Origin of the sequence: Kosakonia sp. S57 (assembly GCF_016516575.1) — a bacterium.
In the GTDB taxonomy this organism is placed as follows: domain Bacteria; phylum Pseudomonadota; class Gammaproteobacteria; order Enterobacterales; family Enterobacteriaceae; genus Kosakonia; species Kosakonia cowanii.
The window spans coordinates 36,965-56,361 of record NZ_JACVUL010000006.1 but is presented as its reverse complement, the minus strand read 5'-3'; the positions used below and the strand labels follow the sequence as shown (position 1 = coordinate 56,361).

Annotated in this window: 15 protein-coding genes and 1 tRNA gene; 9 read left to right on the top strand and 7 right to left on the bottom strand. The window is 43.2% G+C overall.

The window, feature by feature from the left end:
• Positions 1 to 7: 7 nt before the first annotated feature.
• Positions 8 to 95 (top strand) — tRNA-Ser (locus IAE48_RS07510).
• Between the two features lie 128 nt (positions 96 to 223).
• On the opposite strand, the gene IAE48_RS24055 is transcribed toward IAE48_RS07510, so the two are convergent.
• From IAE48_RS24055 to IAE48_RS07480, 7 genes are all read right to left on the bottom strand, one after another.
• A complete protein-coding gene (locus IAE48_RS24055) occupies positions 224 to 703 on the bottom strand; it encodes a hypothetical protein (RefSeq protein WP_054803150.1) in 480 nt (159 codons plus the stop codon).
• A complete protein-coding gene (locus IAE48_RS07505) occupies positions 696 to 1,562 on the bottom strand; it encodes a transcriptional regulator (protein WP_200133963.1) in 867 nt (288 codons plus the stop codon). Before IAE48_RS07505 ends, IAE48_RS24055 begins: the two co-directional genes overlap by 8 nt.
• Positions 1,563 to 1,853: 291 nt before the next feature.
• A complete protein-coding gene (locus tag IAE48_RS07500; protein WP_200133962.1) occupies positions 1,854 to 2,531 on the bottom strand; it encodes a fimbria/pilus periplasmic chaperone in 678 nt (225 codons plus the stop codon).
• Positions 2,521 to 4,164, bottom strand: a complete 1,644-nt coding sequence (locus IAE48_RS07495; RefSeq protein ID WP_200133961.1) for a hypothetical protein — start codon at positions 4,162 to 4,164, stop codon at positions 2,521 to 2,523. The genes IAE48_RS07500 and IAE48_RS07495 overlap by 11 nt, the downstream gene beginning before the upstream one ends.
• Entirely contained in the window at positions 4,154 to 6,685 is a 2,532-nt protein-coding gene (locus IAE48_RS07490; protein WP_370568975.1) for a CS1-pili formation C-terminal domain-containing protein, read from the bottom strand. The genes IAE48_RS07495 and IAE48_RS07490 overlap by 11 nt, the downstream gene beginning before the upstream one ends.
• 18 nt (positions 6,686 to 6,703) lie before the next feature.
• The gene (locus tag IAE48_RS07485) at positions 6,704 to 7,372 is read right to left on the bottom strand and encodes a hypothetical protein (RefSeq protein ID WP_200133960.1); all 669 of its coding nucleotides are present in this window, start codon (positions 7,370 to 7,372) and stop codon (positions 6,704 to 6,706) included.
• 53 nt (positions 7,373 to 7,425) lie between these two features.
• Entirely contained in the window at positions 7,426 to 8,007 is a 582-nt protein-coding gene (locus tag IAE48_RS07480) for a common pilus major fimbrillin subunit EcpA (RefSeq protein WP_076769653.1), read from the bottom strand.
• Between the two features lie 1,085 nt (positions 8,008 to 9,092).
• Between IAE48_RS07480 and IAE48_RS07475 the strand changes: the two genes are divergently transcribed.
• From IAE48_RS07475 to IAE48_RS07440, 8 genes are all read left to right on the top strand, one after another.
• Positions 9,093 to 11,831 carry a filamentous hemagglutinin N-terminal domain-containing protein gene (locus IAE48_RS07475; RefSeq protein ID WP_200133959.1) on the top strand — a complete coding sequence of 913 codons (2,739 nt, stop codon included), beginning with the start codon at positions 9,093 to 9,095 and terminating at the stop codon, positions 11,829 to 11,831.
• Positions 11,832 to 11,896: 65 nt separating this feature from the next.
• Positions 11,897 to 13,537, top strand: coding sequence for a ShlB/FhaC/HecB family hemolysin secretion/activation protein (locus tag IAE48_RS07470; protein ID WP_232045010.1), 1,641 nt, complete (start codon positions 11,897 to 11,899; stop codon positions 13,535 to 13,537).
• Positions 13,538 to 13,542: 5 nt separating this feature from the next.
• Positions 13,543 to 13,926, top strand: a complete 384-nt coding sequence (gene acpS, locus IAE48_RS07465; RefSeq protein WP_042713458.1) for a holo-ACP synthase — start codon at positions 13,543 to 13,545, stop codon at positions 13,924 to 13,926.
• Positions 13,927 to 13,945: 19 nt separating this feature from the next.
• Positions 13,946 to 14,701 (top strand): SDR family NAD(P)-dependent oxidoreductase, encoded by a 756-nt coding sequence (locus tag IAE48_RS07460; RefSeq protein WP_200133958.1) that lies wholly within the window; start codon positions 13,946 to 13,948, stop codon positions 14,699 to 14,701.
• A 3-nt stretch (positions 14,702 to 14,704) separates the two neighbouring features.
• Positions 14,705 to 15,253 (top strand): 3-hydroxyacyl-ACP dehydratase FabZ family protein, encoded by a 549-nt coding sequence (locus tag IAE48_RS07455; protein WP_200133957.1) that lies wholly within the window; start codon positions 14,705 to 14,707, stop codon positions 15,251 to 15,253.
• Positions 15,254 to 15,267: 14 nt separating this feature from the next.
• Positions 15,268 to 15,549: an acyl carrier protein gene (locus IAE48_RS07450; protein ID WP_200133956.1), complete on the top strand. Its 282-nt coding sequence runs from the start codon at positions 15,268 to 15,270 to the stop codon at positions 15,547 to 15,549.
• Between the two features lie 30 nt (positions 15,550 to 15,579).
• Positions 15,580 to 16,737, top strand: coding sequence for an aminomethyltransferase family protein (locus IAE48_RS07445; protein WP_200133955.1), 1,158 nt, complete (start codon positions 15,580 to 15,582; stop codon positions 16,735 to 16,737).
• 98 nt (positions 16,738 to 16,835) lie between these two features.
• Positions 16,836 to 19,394 carry a beta-ketoacyl-[acyl-carrier-protein] synthase family protein gene (locus IAE48_RS07440; RefSeq protein ID WP_200133954.1) on the top strand — a complete coding sequence of 853 codons (2,559 nt, stop codon included), beginning with the start codon at positions 16,836 to 16,838 and terminating at the stop codon, positions 19,392 to 19,394.
• Positions 19,395 to 19,397 lie beyond the last annotated feature (3 nt).

Sequence of the window (19,397 nt, the reverse complement as noted above, 5' to 3'; positions counted from 1 at the left end):
TCACACCGGAAGTGTGGCCGAGCGGTTGAAGGCACCGGTCTTGAAAACCGGCGACCCGAAAGGGTTCCAGAGTTCGAATCTCTGCGCTTCCGCCATATCTGATAAGGGGTTACCGAAAGGTAACCCCTTGTTTTTTTTGCTTAGCAAGTAACCCCCCTTTTATACGCCGCTAAAAACTATCAAATAGCCAACTTACGTCTCTGCTGCCTTTCATGTACGTTGATCACCTGGTACAGACAAACAATGGGCGTTTACCAACACTGAACAGAAAGCTGCTACTACCTTGCGGTTGAATTGCATAATTCACCCGTCTGTTAGGGTAAACGTAGAATGCCGGCAGGACAGTAGCGATGACATCCTCAGGTAAACTTTCAACATTATCGACCTTATTAATATTGGTTGATAAAAGGTGAAAAGTATTTTTGTTCTCAACCCACGTATAAGCGACATCCCTCCTTATTGTACCCTCCGTATGGTTGGGATCACGGTAACGCCCGCTAACAGAGACGATACCGCTCAGGGTTCGTCTGTTGTACATAAAGTCGAGTGTCAAATTAGCTTGCGCGTCCTTGTTAAACACAACAACAACCGCCGTGCAGGTTTCTGCAGCGCGGAAGTGTGTCGTTACCATAAGGTACAAATAGCCGAATCCGAGACCTGCTAACAGACAAATTATTAATAAGCTAACCCTCTTTTTAGTCATCTCGGTTGATTCCGGTAATATGAAGAGAGATACATCCTGGCGAAGATTCCGTTGTATATTTATTTTTACAAGCTAACGCAGTCAAAGTAGGGGAGGTAACGGAAAGAGGGAAATAGACCCAGGGATAACTTTTGCAACTTAAGCCCGTATCCAGAATTAAGGACTTATATTTTGAATAGGGATTATTGTTATCATGAATGTCATTTATGGTGTGAAGATGACAACCGTTGTCAGTTTCTATAAGCGTATAAGTGTTGAAGAAGGCAGGTTCAACATGTCTGTACCAAATGAAGCTCGTGACAATAAAGCCAGTAATAAAAGAGATAAGAATGAGCAGGAGAGGCAAAAGTAAGTTCTTAATTCTATTCTCATCTTCACCAGGTAATGGTTGGGAAGTCGGTGTTAATACAGGCTCGGGTGAAGCATCCTCATCCTCTGAAACTGCGATCTTTTCAGGCTCATCTGAGCTCGGGACGTCAATAGCAGGAAGCTCAATCGTATTATCTGCCTTTACAATATCCTCTTGTTTAAGGATCCTGACGCCATCATCAATTTGAAAGCCTTTACGAGGGATGGTAGCGATGAGCTTTTGATCTGTATCGCCCACTGCACGCAAGCCGCGGCGGACAATAGAAATGTTCTGATAGAGAGTATTAGCAGGAACCAACATACCTTCCTCTTCCCATACTTTCTTGAAAAAATCTTGCTGTAAGACGATATCGGGAGAGGCTTCAAGTAATAACAGAAGACACCGACTTGCTGGTGTGGTTAAGATCACACTTACTTCAGGGTTTTTAAGGGAGGTCAATTTCTTTAAAACGGGCCTGAATTCAATATATTCGTTTATAATCCAGTGCATATGCCTATCAACGCAGCGAAAGCTGAGTTCCTTATCAACATTCCATATTTAAGACAGCCATTACTCCATCCGGTAATTTCAACATGATGGGGGCGCAATTTCCATGATTTTTTATGACTTAAATGAATATTGATTAGGCGGCTTTAAGATCTCAAATCATCAATTTTCTTATATAAGAGTTTAACGTGACTAATACTGAAGTGAAATCGTAGTTAAACTTACCAGCAATCCGATTATATCGGTATGGTTGTACAGATAATGATTCCATGAAATATAAAAATCAGTTATGCGTTAGGTGCAATCATCATGAATTTTTATAAAAGCATCGTTATAAAGTATGAAAATTTCACCTGCCTTTTTTACATGACCACTGTGGAGTGATTCACCGGGCCGAAGATACCATGTCGTACTGGCATCTTCGTTTGCTCCACATCCGGGTTTTAATAGCGCCTTAAACCATGTATTTCCATTATTCGCAACCTCTCCTTTGGAGTGGTCCAGAGACCATTTGAAATTTATCTTACGAGGTCTCACTACAAGAATGGTGTCCATCACGATGACCGGGACCATACTTATAATGCTGTCATTAGCATTTTTTGATGTTCTGTTCTGAGGTGGTATCTCTTCGAATGCAACGCGGTAGTAACGTTCTTTATCATCTGCAGGGCCATGGTAATAAAACTTGAAAAAATCGCTTTCTCCTGATTGCAGCATCATTTGTCGAGGTGCGAACAATAGCTCCCCGTCAGCAGGTTGAGAATAAACTTCGGATATACCTGGGCTGTCGATTGCCCTGATAGTTATACGATAGAGACGAGCGGATTTATTATTATTCATCACCAATTTTGCGAACATATTGCTTTCAGCATCAATCGAAAAGGTTTGATTGCCAACATATATAGCATTCGCAAAAAAAGGAGCAAGCAAAAAAAGCAAGCAGGTGTAATTTATAACTTTTTTAATTAACATTCCGCCAGGTCGCCTTAATTCTAATTTCTCCCGATGCGCTAACATCCCCGAACCATGTTGATTGATTTAATGTATACAAAGAGCGTTCATCGTTCATAGGAATGGAAAAGCGGACGTTTGATTTGTTCATCAATCCCATAGCCCCATTTGAGCTAAACCAGGGTGTTGTTAACCAAAAGGCATCTGTCATATCACGCCATAGCCCATCGCAGCCGACATCATAGGTTTTATTAACCCCATTTCTGGTTTTATAAGTTAATGACGCTGGAAAAGGAACCTGAGTTAAGCTATCTAAAGATTTAAATATACACCATGAACGCCCGTAAATTTTTTGTGTAGGTCCTGTTACGCTGATTAGTACTTCATCAGCCGAGGTCTTGCCATTTGTCGTTACGATATAATCAAAATCAAGTGAAGGACTATTTCTACCGATTTTCCCTGTACGAGAGGGATTTTGGACATAATCTTTAGAAATTATGCTCACACTAAAATCCCTTGGTTTAATAATAAGCTGGTTGGATGTAGAAAATTCATACCAACCGGATTCAGGTGCAAGGGCATTATGCATTCTGAAATTAAAAAGGTCGTTTGTATTGCTGTCGCTGATACCTAATTTAACCATTTGCTTGAAAAAATTTTGTGAAAGAAAAATATAAACACTTCTTTTTCCTTTGAGTTCATTAAAAGTAAAGTAGTGACTCGTTTTGCTTACTGTTTTCCAGGTGTTGCTATCGAGACTAAATTGCATATCTTCAGCATTTATCACTGATTCGAGAGCGGGTTTGTTTATTGATGGGAAAACTTTTATTGTTGAATTACTCATCCCATTATCACGCAGGGAATAGGTAAGCATTTTACAGGCCAGGCCAGAGGTTTTTCCGATAACCAGGGGGTAACAGCTTGAGTTTCCTTCGCCGAGCGTCGGAACTCCATCGCTATTAATGAAAACTTCCGTAATCCCGTTAGTATTTTCAAACTTGAGATGAGCACCTTTTGTATAAGAGACTTTACGAACGTACCAGTTACCTGAGGTCATATTGCGACAGCGTTGACCAAAATGAGCGCTGTAACTTTCTGCAGTCGTACAAGTATTAATGGTCATGGTGAAGTTACTCCCTACGGAGGCGTTATTAAGATAATGATAGAATTGATCGCTCATCATTCCATGCATCCATTTAGCACCACCTGACGGGACAGAGACACCATAAAATCCTGCTGCATCTGTAGCTTCTGGCAGAATCAAGCTTGTCGCCATATCGCAGCCTTTATACCAATTAATGCAGCGTAACCCAGTAATTAAATGTGATGTCGGCGCGTTTTCAAGCCACATATCGAAACGACGGTTGCTCAATAAAAGCGTATTATAGCCGTTGTCAATATAGCCAAGGCTCTGCTGGTAAATGGTTCCGGAACCATTGTATTTTAGGCCCGTCCAACGGTTAGAGCCTGTCATCCGTGGATCGAGGGCACCAGTAGGAGTAACGAAAAAATTATCGTTGTTATTATTTTCTACGAAAATATATTCACGAGTAGGAGCATCGGAAAAGACGGTTTTGTTCATGGCAGCTTCAACAATATTAACTGTTAAGAGGAGCGAAACAAAAGCTAAAAGCCAATATAAATTAACCTTCATTTATCTCTCCATCAACCATAGCGCTGGCGAACGTTTTTAACCCCTGGCAAATAATATCACCTACCCAAACAGCCCCACGCGCATTACTTATATCCAGATTTGCCTCGCAAAGTTTATTATCATCGTAATTGAAATCAACGGTAGGAAATTTCTTATCAATATCCATCACGAACTCGCCATTGCTATCCGTGCGTGTTCTTCCAATATGGTTGTTGATGTGAGCATTGGCAAGTAATGTTCCGTCCTCAGCGCGTATCCGGCCCGAAACGGTTACCATCTGTTTAATTTCGGGCACCATGGTTACAACGTTGCCCGGATAGAGTGTAAATTGCCCTTTTCTGCCATTTGCGATGTTATAGCTATCGATAGATTTTTTACTATTAAGAATCTCAATTTCATAACGCGAGTAAGGATCCAGAGGAAGATAGTTACGTTTTCCTAATAATGGGAAAAGGCGACCATTGACTCTTGCAGTGAGTTGGCCATCATGTTCAATGTCAGTACGTAATATCACGCCAGCGTTACCCTCTGTGCTGCCGCTCATACCTATCTCACTTCCTTGCCAGCCGAGACTACCATTAGCCGTAAAATTTGTGCTTAAGTATCCATCAAGGCTGCTATTGACACTTAATGTACCGGTTGAAAAGCGACTCTCATATTTTGTCCATGCCGTGGCGCTCAAGTTTTTATTATTACTATTTTTTCTAGAAATGCCTCTGGAAATATCGGCACCGATAGCTTGGATAGTGTCACCCTCGTCGAACTGCTTCTGAGCTGATATGTTTGCCATAGCATAGCCATTCTGCTGCGTTATTCCGGCTCGAAAAGCGCTTCCGAGCGGGAGCAGAAAATCAAAAGCAACATATTTTTGCATACGGGTTGTTTGCCGACTATTGCTGTGCTGATAACGTTGTAATCCTGCTCGTAAACCTAAGGAACCGAACTGCCCGTTATAGAGGGTCTGCGTATAATCAGCCGTATAATAATGACTGTTATGTTGGCGATCTTTGTTATAGCTTACGCTGAAGGAACCTAGTCGGGTCCAAAGCGTATTAAGATTTAATGATGCGCCAATTGCAATATTGGTAGCATCGCTACGCCGAAGGGTATTGCCAATAGACGTTTTTTCCTGGCTTAACCAGACAGAACTAAATTTTCCGGGCAAAGTTGCATTTAGACTGCTAATGGAACTCCATGATCCATCGGTAGCTAACATATTTTGCATGCTGATTTGTAAAGCTTCGGTAATAGGCCATGAGAGCTGAAGCTCTCCGACAGTGACAGAGTCATAGTTATATGCTGAAGCCATCCAGGCTAACGCATTAAGCCCGCCGGAAGTGGACAATCCGACAAGGAGACTATTTTTAGCTTTCTGGATTTCCCTTTCGCCACTCTCCCATCGATCCATATGTATATTACCTCCCCAAAATTGCCAACGGAATGGCATTCCTGCTGATTTACCCCGCGCAAAAAGTTTGTTAACTCGTTGAATATTTTGGCTTATATATTGCCCATTAACGATCACATCGACTTTGATATCGTAAATGCCATAGGGGAGTCCGCTGGTGTCAACTTCATGACTGCCCATGCTGAAGTTCTGCACGCTGAGAAGTTTACCATCCCGAGAAAGGTGAACTTCGCCAGCAGAGGGCAGGAAAACAATGACGGGGATAACGGAGTGCGAATCATTGAAGACCGTTGACTGCGCGTGGTTGCCCCAGGAGAAACCATAAATTTTTCCAGAAGGTAGCGCAGTGACCGACCCAAGAGATTGTAAGTTCCAGGAGTCCAGCATGCCACCGGCGAGCCTGAAGCCTGAAAAGTCACGTTCGTACATGGCACGGTAGATCTGAGCCTGTTGGGAGTTCGATCCCAGGCCATACACAGTGCCATTCATCATTAAATGGTGCTCTTTTAGGGCTGTAACTGAATCAAATGAAAGGTAATTTGAAGTACTACTATCTCCGCCCTTCATTTTATTGTTATAGATGCCAAAGTTATAACCAATTGTACTACTAAGATCATCTGCACTTGATTCACCGATATCCTCCATTTTAGGGCGGAAAAGGGTTTTAAGTGCTTGCTGAGTGACGATTACTTGCAATGTAAGTTGTTGGAAGTTTAGGTATAACCAGGCATTATCGGTAATGGGTATTTTAGACTCTTCATTAAACGGAATATCTTTTAGACTATTAATTTTTGACCGTGTGTGATCATTCAAAGACGCATTGCCATTCTGATCTTCAAGCTCAATTAAGCGTACTTTCACCATATTATCATCGAGCCAAATGGAAGCTGTGCCGATACGCTGATCATCTTGCGTACCAGAAACTCCATTCAGATGGATGAATAAAGGGATACTCATACCATCTTGTAATGCTTTCCTAAAAGCATCAGGAACCATAATGCCGGCAACATGTAAACTCTGAAGAGGAGATGAGTAAACTTCACTCATGCCAGCAAAGAAAATGGCGGTATAAGTTACGCAAGCTTGGAAGGTTTTATTCTCGACAATGCGCACAGACAACATCTCCCAAAACTATTTAACTGAAACGAAATGATTCTCTTGCCAGAAAGCTACACGGCCATTCTTATCTGCAACATTGACTCGGGTGAATGTTCGCGACTTACCAGGCATAAGATAGTAATTTTCTTTGCAAGACTCCCCATCAGTCGGTTTCAAACATGGGCCATAGGCGATAATACGTAATGTCGCATTTCCAGGGTTGGTGATTTTTCCTGTGGAATATTTGTATTCATAATTAGCCTTACGAGGAGCAACAACTAATATTGAACTAATAAGCGCTGATGCTGTGGCAACAGCATGGCGCTTGGCGTTGCTTCTTTTACCTTCGCTTAACGATTGATCGGACCAAAGAATTCGGTAGTAACGTTCTTTTTCGTCAGTGGGTCCATTGTAAAAAAAACGAATGGTCTCATTACTATTAGCGGGTAGCAATAAACTCCCTGGCGTCAAAAGAAGTTCGTTTTTACTCTCCATGGGAATGATTCTACCTCCTTCTAGAGGGTTTGTTATTCTTTCAACTCTGATATTGATAAGACGACCTGTATTTGTAGAGTTCTTTATCTCCTTACTGATAACGGAACTATCGCTATACATAAAAGAAGATATATCTCCAATATCTAATGCATATGCGGGCATCATGACAGTTAAAGATAAATTCAACGCAAAAATAATTTTTTTCATAATTTCTTATCCTAAAAAAAAGGAGCGGTCCCTCGCTCCTTAATTAATTAAAGTTAGCTAGTCCATGTTGCATCAAACTGGACGCTAACATCGCCACTCCAAATACCTTCTGGCAATACACTTAAATCAGTTGCAGGTGTTGTGCCATCAGTAGTTGCACTTGCGATCGAGAATGTAAATGCATCCTGACCAGCAAAACGACCCGCTTGATTATAATTAGAAGCAATATTGCTCAGACCACCACTTTTGCCTGTAAGGGTGTCAACAAGAACTGTATCTGACGTTTTGTCGACCGCATTACCAAAGTAATTAACTCCAACATTCAGCGTTGATCCTGATCCATCAAGCTGTGTTAGCGTGTTACTTACTAATCGTGAGGTTAGTTTAAATGCCGTTGCGCTTGAATCTCCTTCAACTGCAACGTCAAAAAGACCTTTTTGAGTATTGAACCCTTTAACGCCCTCTGCGTACTGGAACGAAAGACTTCCCAGAGGAGTAACCACTAATTTACTAGTGGTATCTTTTTTTGCTGTTGCGGACCATGTCGCCACAGCTTGTGCTGTAGTATCAGCTGCTTGAACTGCACCCATGCTAAAAGAAGACAATAATGCAAGCGCTAAAATTTTACGTTTCATAAATGCACCTTACTCTTGATGGTTTTAACCTTGAAGGTTCCTTGTATTAACAAGGCTTTTTTCAACTCGGATCTCATTAATCGCTAATCCAATTGAGAGAAGCTAAAGGATATAACTTGATTAAGTGTGCTAATAACAAGTCAATATTGTACATTCACGTTTGATAGCGAACATAAGCTTACTCGAATGAACCGCGATCTCACGCAAAGCCACTGCTTCCGACAAAAATAATAACCTTGACGTAAAAAGATTGGATAGCAATAAAGTGTTAATTCGCTAATAAATAATATGTGTTAAATTATTGATCTCTTTTTACATGTGAAAACGCGGTTTCCAGCCCTTCTGATAACATATCAGTAACGTATTTATGTTGTATTGATGAGATCTCTTATTCGTTTTTAAGAAGAACATAAGCATTGCTTAAATGGTAATTTCATTATTTAAGAACGATGTGGTTCGATTTTGTACAATATTTTATGTGCGGCTATTTTTCTCATTTAATAATATGAATATATCCTCACTATTACTTAGGGGAGCTTTTGTGCTCCCATTGACTCTTTGATAAGTGTATTGGCTGAAGAAAGGCAAGTACTACCTGATGCGACCTATGTGAATTTTTAATACAGAGTTATTTTGATGTGCTGAATATTGGTAGTAGTTATATGAAATAATCTTAAATTCATGAGTGGTATAGGTTGTTTTTATAACGGTTTGAATTGAAAGGTAAAATCATAATTCATCTTAATTTTGCTTGGTAAGCACTTGGCTTTTTTTTAAGGACAATTCACTTGTTTTAATGCGCTCTTTAGTAATAATTAAAAAATTCCTATTAGCTCTTCATAGTTAGAAGGGCGTGAAATAAAAGCATGTTTGATTTTAACTAAGTTTAGGGTATGTGTTTTTGGTAAGTGTATTGCCAATCTGTATGCCGAAATTAGGGTTAAGACAAATAGCGGAGCTCCAATGTTAGCGTGGTTTCAACCTGCATAACGAGTTTAGATGCCTACATAAAGTACTTCAAAAGTCGATTTTGTAAGCGGCTAAACTCACCTTAATAAGTTGCATAAATTACAGGTAGGAAATAAATGAAAGGTAAAAGAAAAACAGGGAGTTTGATGAGATTCAATCCAGTAGCGGCTTCTATTCTGCTCTCTCTACCGGTTCTAGCTCAAGCAGGCGATCTAAATATCAAAAATGGCACCATTACCAGTTCAAATGGCGTACCCGTAATCAATATTGCCAATCCCAATGATAATGGCCTCTCTCACAACGTTTATGATGATTTTAATGTTGGTAAGAACGGGGTTATTTTCAATAACAGCTCTTCTGGCACAAATACCGTAATTGGGGGAGTCATAGCGGGTAACAGCAATCTTACCTCTGGTAGCGCCAAAGTCATCCTTAATGAAGTCACTTCGAATAAAACCAGCATGCTTGAAGGCCTGATGGAGGTTGCAGGAGACAAAGCTCATCTGGTCATTGCCAACCCGAATGGTATCTCTACTAGCCTGGGCAGTGGTTTTATCAATACCAGTAAAGCCACTATTACGACCGCTAAACCAGATATTCAAAACGGCGTGTTAAGAGGTTATTCAGTTGGAGGTGGTGTTATTACTGTCAAAGGATTGATGAGCTCTTCGCCAACAGAAATTCTTGCTCGCTCCGTTGCAGTACAAGGGCAAATAGTGACGGATGAACTTACTGTCATCGCAGGTAATAATTATGTTAATAAAAATGCTGAGGTCTTAGGGCATGTAACAGCCAGCGGTATCAGAAATACATATGCGGTTGATGTGTCTGATCTTGGCGGGATGTACGCAAATCATATTAATTTAATCAGTACTGAAAGTGGAGTTGGCGTCAGAAATATAGGGGTTATTGCCGGTGGCGCTGATGATATCCATATTAATGTAAATGGTAAATTTATTAACACTGGCGGTGAGGTTCAATCAGTTGGCTCTACCAACATCACAACTAATGGTGCGCTGGAAAATATCGGTGGAGATATATCCGGTAAGGGCCAGATATTTATTAATACCACAAAGAATTCAATAAATAACACTAGCGCTGGTAGTATCGCTTCAGAGTCCGATATCTATATAGATAGCGGCGAGTTTAATAACAAAAACGGGAAAATTGCTTCTGGCGGGATTTTAGGCGTCAATACTAATGGCAAAACGTTAATTAATAGTGGCAAAGGTAGTTCTGCAGGTCTGGAAGCCGCTGTTGTCGCCCTGAAAACAGGTAAGTTAGATAACCGGACTGGGCAGATCAGGGGAGGTTATGTTGCTTTTGAAACTTCAGAGATAACTAATGTAGGAGGTGAAGTTCAATCTACCGGAAAAATTGATATGATCAGTTCCGGAAATATTGATAACACCAAAGGCCTTATTAGGTCGCAAGCAGGTGGCATTCAGATCGAGACGGCGAAGTATTTTATCAATAAAGATAATATCACTGCTGATGCTACCAGTAACGATTCCTTAGGATTGATTGCAGGTGACGATGGAATTAAGTTAAAAGCTGGCACGATTAATAATTCGACTGGTGGAATCAGTTCATCAGGTACGATCTCTCTGGAAAGTAGTAGTACGATCAACAATCGTAATGGGAAGATAGCCGCTGATAAAGCCGTGTCACTCTCTGCGATTGGCAATATCGACAACTCTAGTGGAAGGCTTCTGTCGAAAGACACCGTTTCGGTCATCGGTTCCACAATGGATAATAGTCTTTATGTCGGTCAAATTATGGGGGATCGTGGAGTTAACATAGATTTAACAGGGTATTTTAACAACCATATTGGTTTAGTAAGTTCACAGTTTGGTAATGTTGATATTAAAGCTAAAAATGTCAAGAACGTAGGTGGGGTGATTCTTGGTAAAGATATTTCAATCCAAACAGAAGCAGATGTTGATAACTATCATGGATTGATGGTTGCAAATAATCTGCTCAAGATTGATGCTAAAACCAGCGTTAATAACACCTATGGTGAAGATTTCGGATCGTGGTATGGTAATTACTTCGGAATACCTGGTCAGATTGGCGGGCTGATTGGGACTAATGGTGTGACAATCAACGCTAAGTCTATTAATAATACGCACAGTCGCATTATTGCTGAACACGGCCCGTTAACTTTGAATGTTGCAGAAACGCTCGATAATTATCGCGGCTTGCTAGTAAGTGGAGGTGATGCAAATATTAAGGCCAAACGTTTAGTTAACAATTATGCCACTCTCCATAGTGCTGGCGATCTAAATATTGATGTTGACTCTCTGTCAAATTACAGTTCAGGAACAATTGAAAACAATGACGCAACTGGAATAATTTCAGCTGACCGCCATCTCTCGCTAGTTGTCGGCAGCGATTTTAACAATTATGGGTGGATTAGTAGTAAGCAGAACTCAGTAGTACGCGTTGCGGGGGCATTGCATAACTACAATACTATTTCGGCTGATAATACACTGGAAGTTGATACAACTGGCACTCTTACTAATGAAAAGGATATTGCTGCAGGTACGGTGCTTTATGTTGAATCAGATGGTAATGTTGTTAATAGCAGTAAGGGCAACCTGGTTGGTAGTTCAGCATTCATCAAATCGGCACTTGATGTGACTAACTATGGTAATGTGGTTGCCTGGGATTATCTCGATGTCAACGCTGGTCGTACGATTTACAATTACAAAAATATCTATACTGAAGGCAACGCAGTAATTACTTCGAAATTAATCCACAACTCTGGTGCTAATGCTGTTTTAGGTGGTGAAAGGGGACTTGTACTTAACACCGCACAGTTAACCGGCACAGGCACTATCGTTGGTTTATGATTTAAAAACATTATAAAAGCAGCAGCGCCGCTGCTGCTTTTAATTCAATCCGAGTGACCTAAATAGTGCAACTCTATAAAATACATTTTCTTATTTGTTTCTTTTGCTTTCATGTAACCGCAGCCGACAATCTTGACCAGTTTGCGAGGGAACAGCAGCGCAACGACGCAAATCTATTGCGTGAGAACAAAATTGAGAAGAAAGATGTTTTCTCTGATAAAAGAGAGTTGATTATTAATAATATCAAGATTCCTGAGGAGAAAGTATGCTATCCCATAACCAGGTTTACTCTTAGTAATGATTTTATAAACGATAAAAATATTAAGGGTATTAAAAATAAATTCACTGGGGAGTGTCTCGGTGTCAATGGTATTCGCAGTCTGGCTAAAATTATTCAAGACTACTTTATTAATGCCGGCTTTGTAACAACGCGCATTGACATTCCCAGTCAAGATTTAACTACAGGCACGCTTGTTATAACGGTCACACCGGGTCGGATAGAGCGCATTTTAATTGAAAGTGGTGACGTTAACACTCACATCCTGCCTTTTAAAGAGGGCGATATTCTTAATCTAAGGGATATAGAGCAGGGGCTTGAGAATTTGCAAAGAACGCCCGCAGTTGATGTTAAGATAAATGTCGCACCCGGAAATCAAAACGGTTATAGCAATATCATTATAAATACCCACCGTACAAAAAAATGGAGTGCAAAAGCAAACTATAGTAATTGGGGCGATAAAAGCACTGGGCAACATATAACGAGTGGTGCATTTTATCTCTTCAATATCGCTGGAATAAGCGACATGGGTTATCTTTCCGGTGCGAGTAGTACAACTGGAGGCTACAAAAATATAACCGCTTTGTACTCTTTCCCATATGGTTTTTGGGACTATGAATTTATCTATAGCACTAGCGTCTCAAATCAAAATATACCCATTGTTGGCTGGGATTATGATTATATTGGCAGGAATAAATATTACAGTTTTAAAACTTCGCGCCTGCTTTTTCGCGATATGTCAAAAAAACTTTCTGCAAGCCTGGAAATTTTCAAGAGAAAAGCTGATTATGAGTTTGGCGGTGTCAAACTGGCAATGCAGAAACGCGATATGAGCAACGTAAAACTGGCCTTCAATTATATTCAGGGGTTTGATGGTGCTTCATTAGATTCAACAATAAGTTGGCAGCGGTTTACTAAATGGCTAGCCGGAAAAGAAACGCCAGATATGTCATCTGGCGACGTGGACCGCGCCAGTCATATCTTTAATTTAAATGTGAAATATTTAAAGGCACTGGAGTTGTCATCTCTGCCTGCCTGGTATGAGATGTCCATCGGTGCGCAATACAGCCCCGCAGCACTAACGATTCAGGATCAGTTTAATATTGGTAATCGTTGGAGTGTTCGAGGGTTTGAAAACAGTTCTGGTGTTGATGCAATAAATGGTTTCTACATACAAAATACTCTTAATGTTAACACTGGCTTTAACGGGGTCACCCCTTTCTTCGGGGCTGATTATGGGCAAGTAGGTGGGAGCAAGTCTACGCTGCAAATGTATGGTGGCAACAAACTCGTGGGGGTTACGGGAGGAGTCAAAGGGAATGTCCAGTCTTTAGGATATGAACTATCTTTGTCGCTTCCTTTGCTCTCTCCCTCAAAGATGATCGTCGATGATTTTACGGCGAAATTTAACATCAGTTATCAGCTTTAATAACTATGGCTAAAAAGCGCTTTTACCTTGGTACGGACATTGTTGAAGTAAGCAAGATTACACGAGCAATAAATAATGGTGGGGATGTTTTTCTCCATCGTGTCTTTACTCTTTCAGAGAGAGATAAATTTATCGCAGAGTGTCTGGATTATGAGAGAGCATCAGGTTTTTGGGCTGCAAAAGAGTCTCTTGTGAAAGCGTTAGGTTTGGGGTTCCGTGAGGGGATAACTTTTCAGGATATGGAGGTCCAGCATGACTGTTTCGGATGTCCCTATTTTTCTCTTTCCGGTCGGATAGCTCAGATAATTAAAGAGAGAGATATCGAACATATCTCACTGAGCATATCCCATTGTCGAACACACGCTATTGCAGTGACAATTATCTCCTGAGCGAGGATAAAGGAATAGAATGTATACATATAAGGATTTGAATACGAAAAACGTGCTTGTCTCAGGCGCAAGCGGCGATATAGGACTAGCGGTATGCGAGAAATACCTGGATCAGGGCTGTAACGTCTATGCAATATTCAAAAGCAATGCCGAACCTCTTCGTTTATTAAGCGAGCGTCACGGCAATGGCCACCGTTTAACAATTTTGCAGTGCGATCTTGCTAATCCCGCGAGTGTGAGTGATCTGGTTATCCATCTTAGTTCAGCTATCGAGCGGCTTGACGTTCTCGTTAACAATGCGGGTATCGTTAAAGATAATCTTTTTTCCTCAATGAGTTTCGAGGATTTCAATACCGTGATTGAAACCAACGTGTTAAGCACCTTTCATCTTACGAAAGATGTGTTGAAGCTCTTACGGAGCGCGGAAGGCGCGACGATTATTAATGTAGCGTCTATCGCAGGAATTATTTCCAGTGTTGGGCAAGCAAATTATAGCGCTTCTAAGGGGGCTTTACTCGGTTTTACCCGGACTCTGGCTGCTGAACTTGCTCCACGTGGAATCCGTGTCAACGCCGTGGCGCCGGGTATGATTGCCTCAAAGATGGTTAAAAAAGTTTCAAGGACCGTCGTTCGTGATGTGACCAACTCTATTCCCCTCAAGCGGCTAGGAGACTGTAATGAAGTCGCGAATACCATCGTTTGGTTATCTTCCTCAGCATCCAGCTATATCGTCGGGCAGACCATCGTTATTGATGGTGGGCTGGTCATGCGGTGATTTATGTCAAAATACGCTATTCCCCCAAAGCTCTTTCTTGAGATGGGCGCCTGGCGCCAGCCTCTTATAATGGTCGATCGTATAGAAGAGTATAAATATGGTGAAAATGGTTATATCCGGGTAATCAAACATGTTACCTATAACGACCCTTATCTGACCGGGCATTTTCCCGAAAATCCTATTATGCCGGGTGTGATTGTTGCGGAGATATTTGGTCAGGCGAGTGAGTATTTCTCTTTTATTAGCGATGTTTGCGACGCCTGTGCCGAACGTTTTGGTATGTCACTAACCACTTTACGCGATATTCATAATGTTATTCACAGGCCGGAATTAATCGCAATTATTCGCGAGCGCCGGGCGCAAGTCCGTGGCGTTCTGGCATCTCAGAACTTGAAATTCAAGGATATTGCTTATCCGGGAGATACCATCGAAGTGATAAGCAGGCCTTCTTTTACTGACCCCGCTGGTTTCAAACACTACTCCGTTACGGCAAATGTCGGTAAGAAAAAGATAAGCGATGGCACCATCATCAATTTTCGTGAAACTAAATAACAGGGATGAAAAGCATGACAATAATGCAAAGTAAAATCGAAGAGCGTAAAGAGGTTCTGTTTACCATCAAAACAGAGATCGTCCAGCGTTTAAACATCTCTCGCGAGCCGTCACAAATTGACGACGATACCCCCTTATTTGGCAATGGGCTGAAATTAGATTCCGTTGACGCCACCGAGATTATCGTAATGCTGGATAAGACTTTTGATATTGAAGTAAGTGAAAGCGATAACCCTTCTTATATGCGCAGCATTAACAGCCTTGCTTCTTTTGTGATAACGAAACGTCAGGCTTAATTTCGCTTAACTACTTTAATAAGGACTTCTATGAAATCGCTGCATGACTTGCATCTGGCCGGCAAGGCTAAAATGGGTATTTTCAATAATCATCTACTCCCAGCTGCTTATCACGAGCCTGCTATCGAATATAAAGCGGTAAGAGAGAATGCCCTGCTGGTTGATTACTCTCACATGTCTATAGTAAGCGTTATGGGGGATGATGCATGGGCTTTAGTCAATCATCTTGCTTCGGCTGATGTTTCCATTATTCGCGATGAGCAGGGGCTTTATTCCTTGGTGCTTAATGAGGATGGCACCATTAGAGGTGATGCCTATATTTTATGTACGCCGGACGGTTACTATATTTTGTCAGAAAACATTTCCGCGTCCGATATAATCAACTCTCTTAATAACCTTCTCCAGCATCCTGAAGAGCTGGAGATCGCAGAGCTACCTGCTATTAAATCGATGACGGAGGAGGCGTGGGGGGCGCTTATGGTTGAGGGCCCTTACTCCTGGGAGTTACTCGCGGAAGTTTATGGCTTCGATATTATCGGCTTACCCTATCATGAATATATTAATCAGGACGGAGAACTGATCCTCTTTCGCTGCGGCAAACACGGGGAGTTTGCTTATCTGCTAATTGGCCCACAGCCAACGCTCGTTGATACATGGTCAATGCTTGTTGAAAAAGGTGAAAAATATCAATTAAAAACCGGCGGTCTTGATTACCAACGCACCGTGCGCATCGAGAATATGTGCTGGGATGAAAGTATCTATGCCGATTTCAGCCGTCACCCGGTTGAGCTGCAAATGCAGTGGGCAGTGCAATACGATAAAGAGGGATTTATCGGTAAAGACGCGGCTATTGAGCGTTCCCTCGCGCCTGCAAAACGTAAAATTATCGGTATTTCTCCACTGACGGATAGCGCCGTTATTGCTTCCAATGACAAAGTGCTGGTCGATGATCGGCAGGTTGGCGTCATCATTAAATCCGCCTGGTCTCCTGCACTGGGCGCACCCATTGCCCTCGCGCTGCTCGATCATGATTACGCCTGGTCAGATATTTCAGGCTTCACTATCGAAACCGCGACCGCGAAGATCCCGGCGAAAACACAAAATCTTCCCTTCCTTTATAACTTGAGTTTGTTAGTCAGCCCGACGGAGCACAGTTATATCGACGCTATGAAAGCACGACACGCGTAATCATCCATAACGCCAGCTTTATGCAAATGCGCCGACTGGCGTTGTTATCCGCCTCGATCCGGGCGGTCTGTTTATCATTACCGCTGCAGGGAAGAATAATGAAGAGTAGTAGAAAAAGAGTCGTTATAACCGGGATGGGCATACTCTCGTCTCTGGCTGAAAATCTTGAGGATTTTAAATCCGCACTTCTTAATAAGAGATGTGGCGTAACGGATAGCCAACGTTTTGCTAAATGGTTCGAAAATGCCCGTGCCGCGGAGGTGTTGCACGACATTCAGTTCCCTGAGTTAGCTGATGAGATTGTGCAGTCATTGGATAACGCTGCGCTCTGGGCTTATAAAGTGGGTAAGGATGCGTTAAACCAGGCGGGGCTTCTCACAAACTCTCCTGTACTGGAAGAGACGGGGTTAATTGTTGGCGTCTCCTCTGCGGGTACCGAAGCCTTTCTGCCACTCTTTGAACAGCGCATCGAAGACTTTTCCCTGCGTAAGGCTGTTTATGCCGGCGGATTCGCCTCATGCTGTTCAAGTGTATCAACGCTGCTTGGTCTGAAAGGCGGGGTTGAACTGGTAGCGACCGCCTGTACGGCCAGCCCAAACGCCATTGGCATGGCGTTCGACTATCTGCAAAACGGCAAAAGCAAAACCATGCTTGCCGTGGGAACGGAACCGATCTATTTGCCGACCTTTGCCGGTTTCTACGCCCTTAACGTTATGCATCCGGATGCCTGTACCCCTTTCTCTGGCCAGCCCGGCATGTCAATCGGTGAAGGTGCAGGGGCGCTGGTACTGGAAGAGTATGAGCATGCCATAGCACGCGGGGCCACTATCTATGGCGAAATCATCTCCTATGCCACATCCTGCGACGCTTACCACGAGACCGGACCCGATCCGCGTGCTAATGGGGCGGTGCAGGTGATGCTCAAGGCGATGGAGAACGCGGGCGTCACCCCTGACCAGATTGACTACGTCAATGCGCACGGCACCGGAACGGAAGCCAACGACCGGATAGAGACCATGGCGATGAATAAAGTCTTCGCCCACCGCAAGGATTTGCTTGTCAGCTCAACAAAGTCCTATTTTGGTCACAACATCGGCGCAGCCGGCATCGTTGAGTTAATCGCCTGTCTGGTCACGCTACCTGACAATATCGTTTTGCCTACGCTCAACTTCTCTGTCCCGCGTCCCAATTGCGATCTGGATTACGTGGCAAATGAGTTCAGAGAGAAACAAGTTAATCTCTTTTTGAAAAACAACTATGCCTTTGGCGGTAATAACTGCTGCATGGTTATCAGCACCCGACCCGGAACCGTACCTGTAACACACTATTCCCCGAAACGCGTTGCAATAACCGGCGCTGGCGCCGTAACGGCTATTGGTCACACGGTAGGCGACATCTTGCATAACATCTGGCAGCGCAGCGCTACCGGAACCCTGGGCAGCGTGATGTTCCCGCAGGATACCCTCACCGAGGCGCGTGAGCTGTTAGCGGTTCTGGAGAAAACCAACCAACTGAGCGACATCTTAGGCAGTGAGCACGCCGTGCGGGCGGGAAGGCTGCCGGAAGAGGAGACGTGTTTTAAAACTTTTCAGGTGAACAATCTGGAACCCCGCAAATATCTGCGCCGCTTTGATTCACGTAAAGCCACTCGCGGGGGAACATTTGCACTGGTCGCGCTCTCAGAGGCGTTAAACAGCGCTAAGCGCAAAATTAAGCGCGACGGTGAAAACCTTGGCATGGTGATGGGCATGTCACGCGGTCCGCAGGAGACAACCTATAAATATTTGCAAAGCCTGAAACCCGATCCGCGCAAAGTTCGCACTTCGGAATTTCCCGGCTCGCTAATGAACGCTATTGCCACTTTTTGCGGTATTTCTGAAGGGATCAAAGGCTATACCACGACGCTTGCAACCGGTGAAAACGCTGCGCTCGGCGCACTGACCTATGGTTACGAACTTGTGCGGCAGAATCTGCAGCCGCAGGTCATTGTCGGCGGCGCAGATGAGTATTTTCCCTCCATGGCGCTCTATATGGATGCCGTTACGCAGAAAATCGCCATGATCGCCGATGCGGCCGATTATCAAATTTATAGCGAGAAGGCAAAAGGGTATGTACCGGGCGAAGGCGCCTGCATGCTGTTGCTTGAGGATCCGCAGGCTGCTCGCGAGCGCGGAGTTGAGGTACTGGCCGAAATCATTGGCTACGGCAAATCCTGTGATAACAGCTGGTTTGATCCTGCCCAGTCAGGCGATAAATCGGCTGCCCTGGTGCTGGCTATTCAACGTGCGCTTGCCGATGCCGGGTTGGGTGCCCACGAGATCGATCTGGTGTGCGGCAGCAGCCATGGCGGGCCAGCGCATTCGCAGGTTGAGATCGACGCCTTACACGCGGTTTTCCATCAGTCGCACCCGCAGGTGCCGGTTGTTAACTACAACGCTTACTTCGGTTTTGTCGCATCGGCGGCTGGTCTGTTGAACCTGCTGGTGCTTACCGAGTGCATGAAAACGCAAACTGTACCGGCGATTACTGGCACCGACTCCTTCTTTGATAAGCGAATGAATTTTGTGCGCCAACCACTCAAGCTTGCTGTTCGCCATGCGCTGCTGGTCGGCGCCACTGAGGGCGGCAACTACTACGCGATGGTTATAAAAGGATAACGC

What these genes read in the sequence shown, in the direction of transcription:
- IAE48_RS24055 (WP_054803150.1), bottom strand. Translation starts at nt 703, where the DNA reads ATGACTAAAAAGAGGGTTAGCTTATTAATAATTTGTCTGTTAGCAGGT.
- IAE48_RS07505 (WP_200133963.1), bottom strand. Translation starts at nt 1,562, where the DNA reads ATGCACTGGATTATAAACGAATATATTGAATTCAGGCCCGTTTTAAAG.
- IAE48_RS07500 (WP_200133962.1), bottom strand. Translation starts at nt 2,531, where the DNA reads ATGTTAATTAAAAAAGTTATAAATTACACCTGCTTGCTTTTTTTGCTT.
- IAE48_RS07495 (WP_200133961.1), bottom strand. Translation starts at nt 4,164, where the DNA reads ATGAAGGTTAATTTATATTGGCTTTTAGCTTTTGTTTCGCTCCTCTTA.
- IAE48_RS07485 (WP_200133960.1), bottom strand. Translation starts at nt 7,372, where the DNA reads ATGAAAAAAATTATTTTTGCGTTGAATTTATCTTTAACTGTCATGATG.
- IAE48_RS07480 (WP_076769653.1), bottom strand. Translation starts at nt 8,007, where the DNA reads ATGAAACGTAAAATTTTAGCGCTTGCATTATTGTCTTCTTTTAGCATG.
- IAE48_RS07475 (WP_200133959.1), top strand. Translation starts at nt 9,093, where the DNA reads ATGAAAGGTAAAAGAAAAACAGGGAGTTTGATGAGATTCAATCCAGTA.
- acpS (WP_042713458.1), top strand. Translation starts at nt 13,543, where the DNA reads ATGGCTAAAAAGCGCTTTTACCTTGGTACGGACATTGTTGAAGTAAGC.
- IAE48_RS07460 (WP_200133958.1), top strand. Translation starts at nt 13,946, where the DNA reads ATGTATACATATAAGGATTTGAATACGAAAAACGTGCTTGTCTCAGGC.
- IAE48_RS07455 (WP_200133957.1), top strand. Translation starts at nt 14,705, where the DNA reads ATGTCAAAATACGCTATTCCCCCAAAGCTCTTTCTTGAGATGGGCGCC.
- IAE48_RS07450 (WP_200133956.1), top strand. Translation starts at nt 15,268, where the DNA reads ATGACAATAATGCAAAGTAAAATCGAAGAGCGTAAAGAGGTTCTGTTT.
- IAE48_RS07445 (WP_200133955.1), top strand. Translation starts at nt 15,580, where the DNA reads ATGAAATCGCTGCATGACTTGCATCTGGCCGGCAAGGCTAAAATGGGT.
- IAE48_RS07440 (WP_200133954.1), top strand. Translation starts at nt 16,836, where the DNA reads ATGAAGAGTAGTAGAAAAAGAGTCGTTATAACCGGGATGGGCATACTC.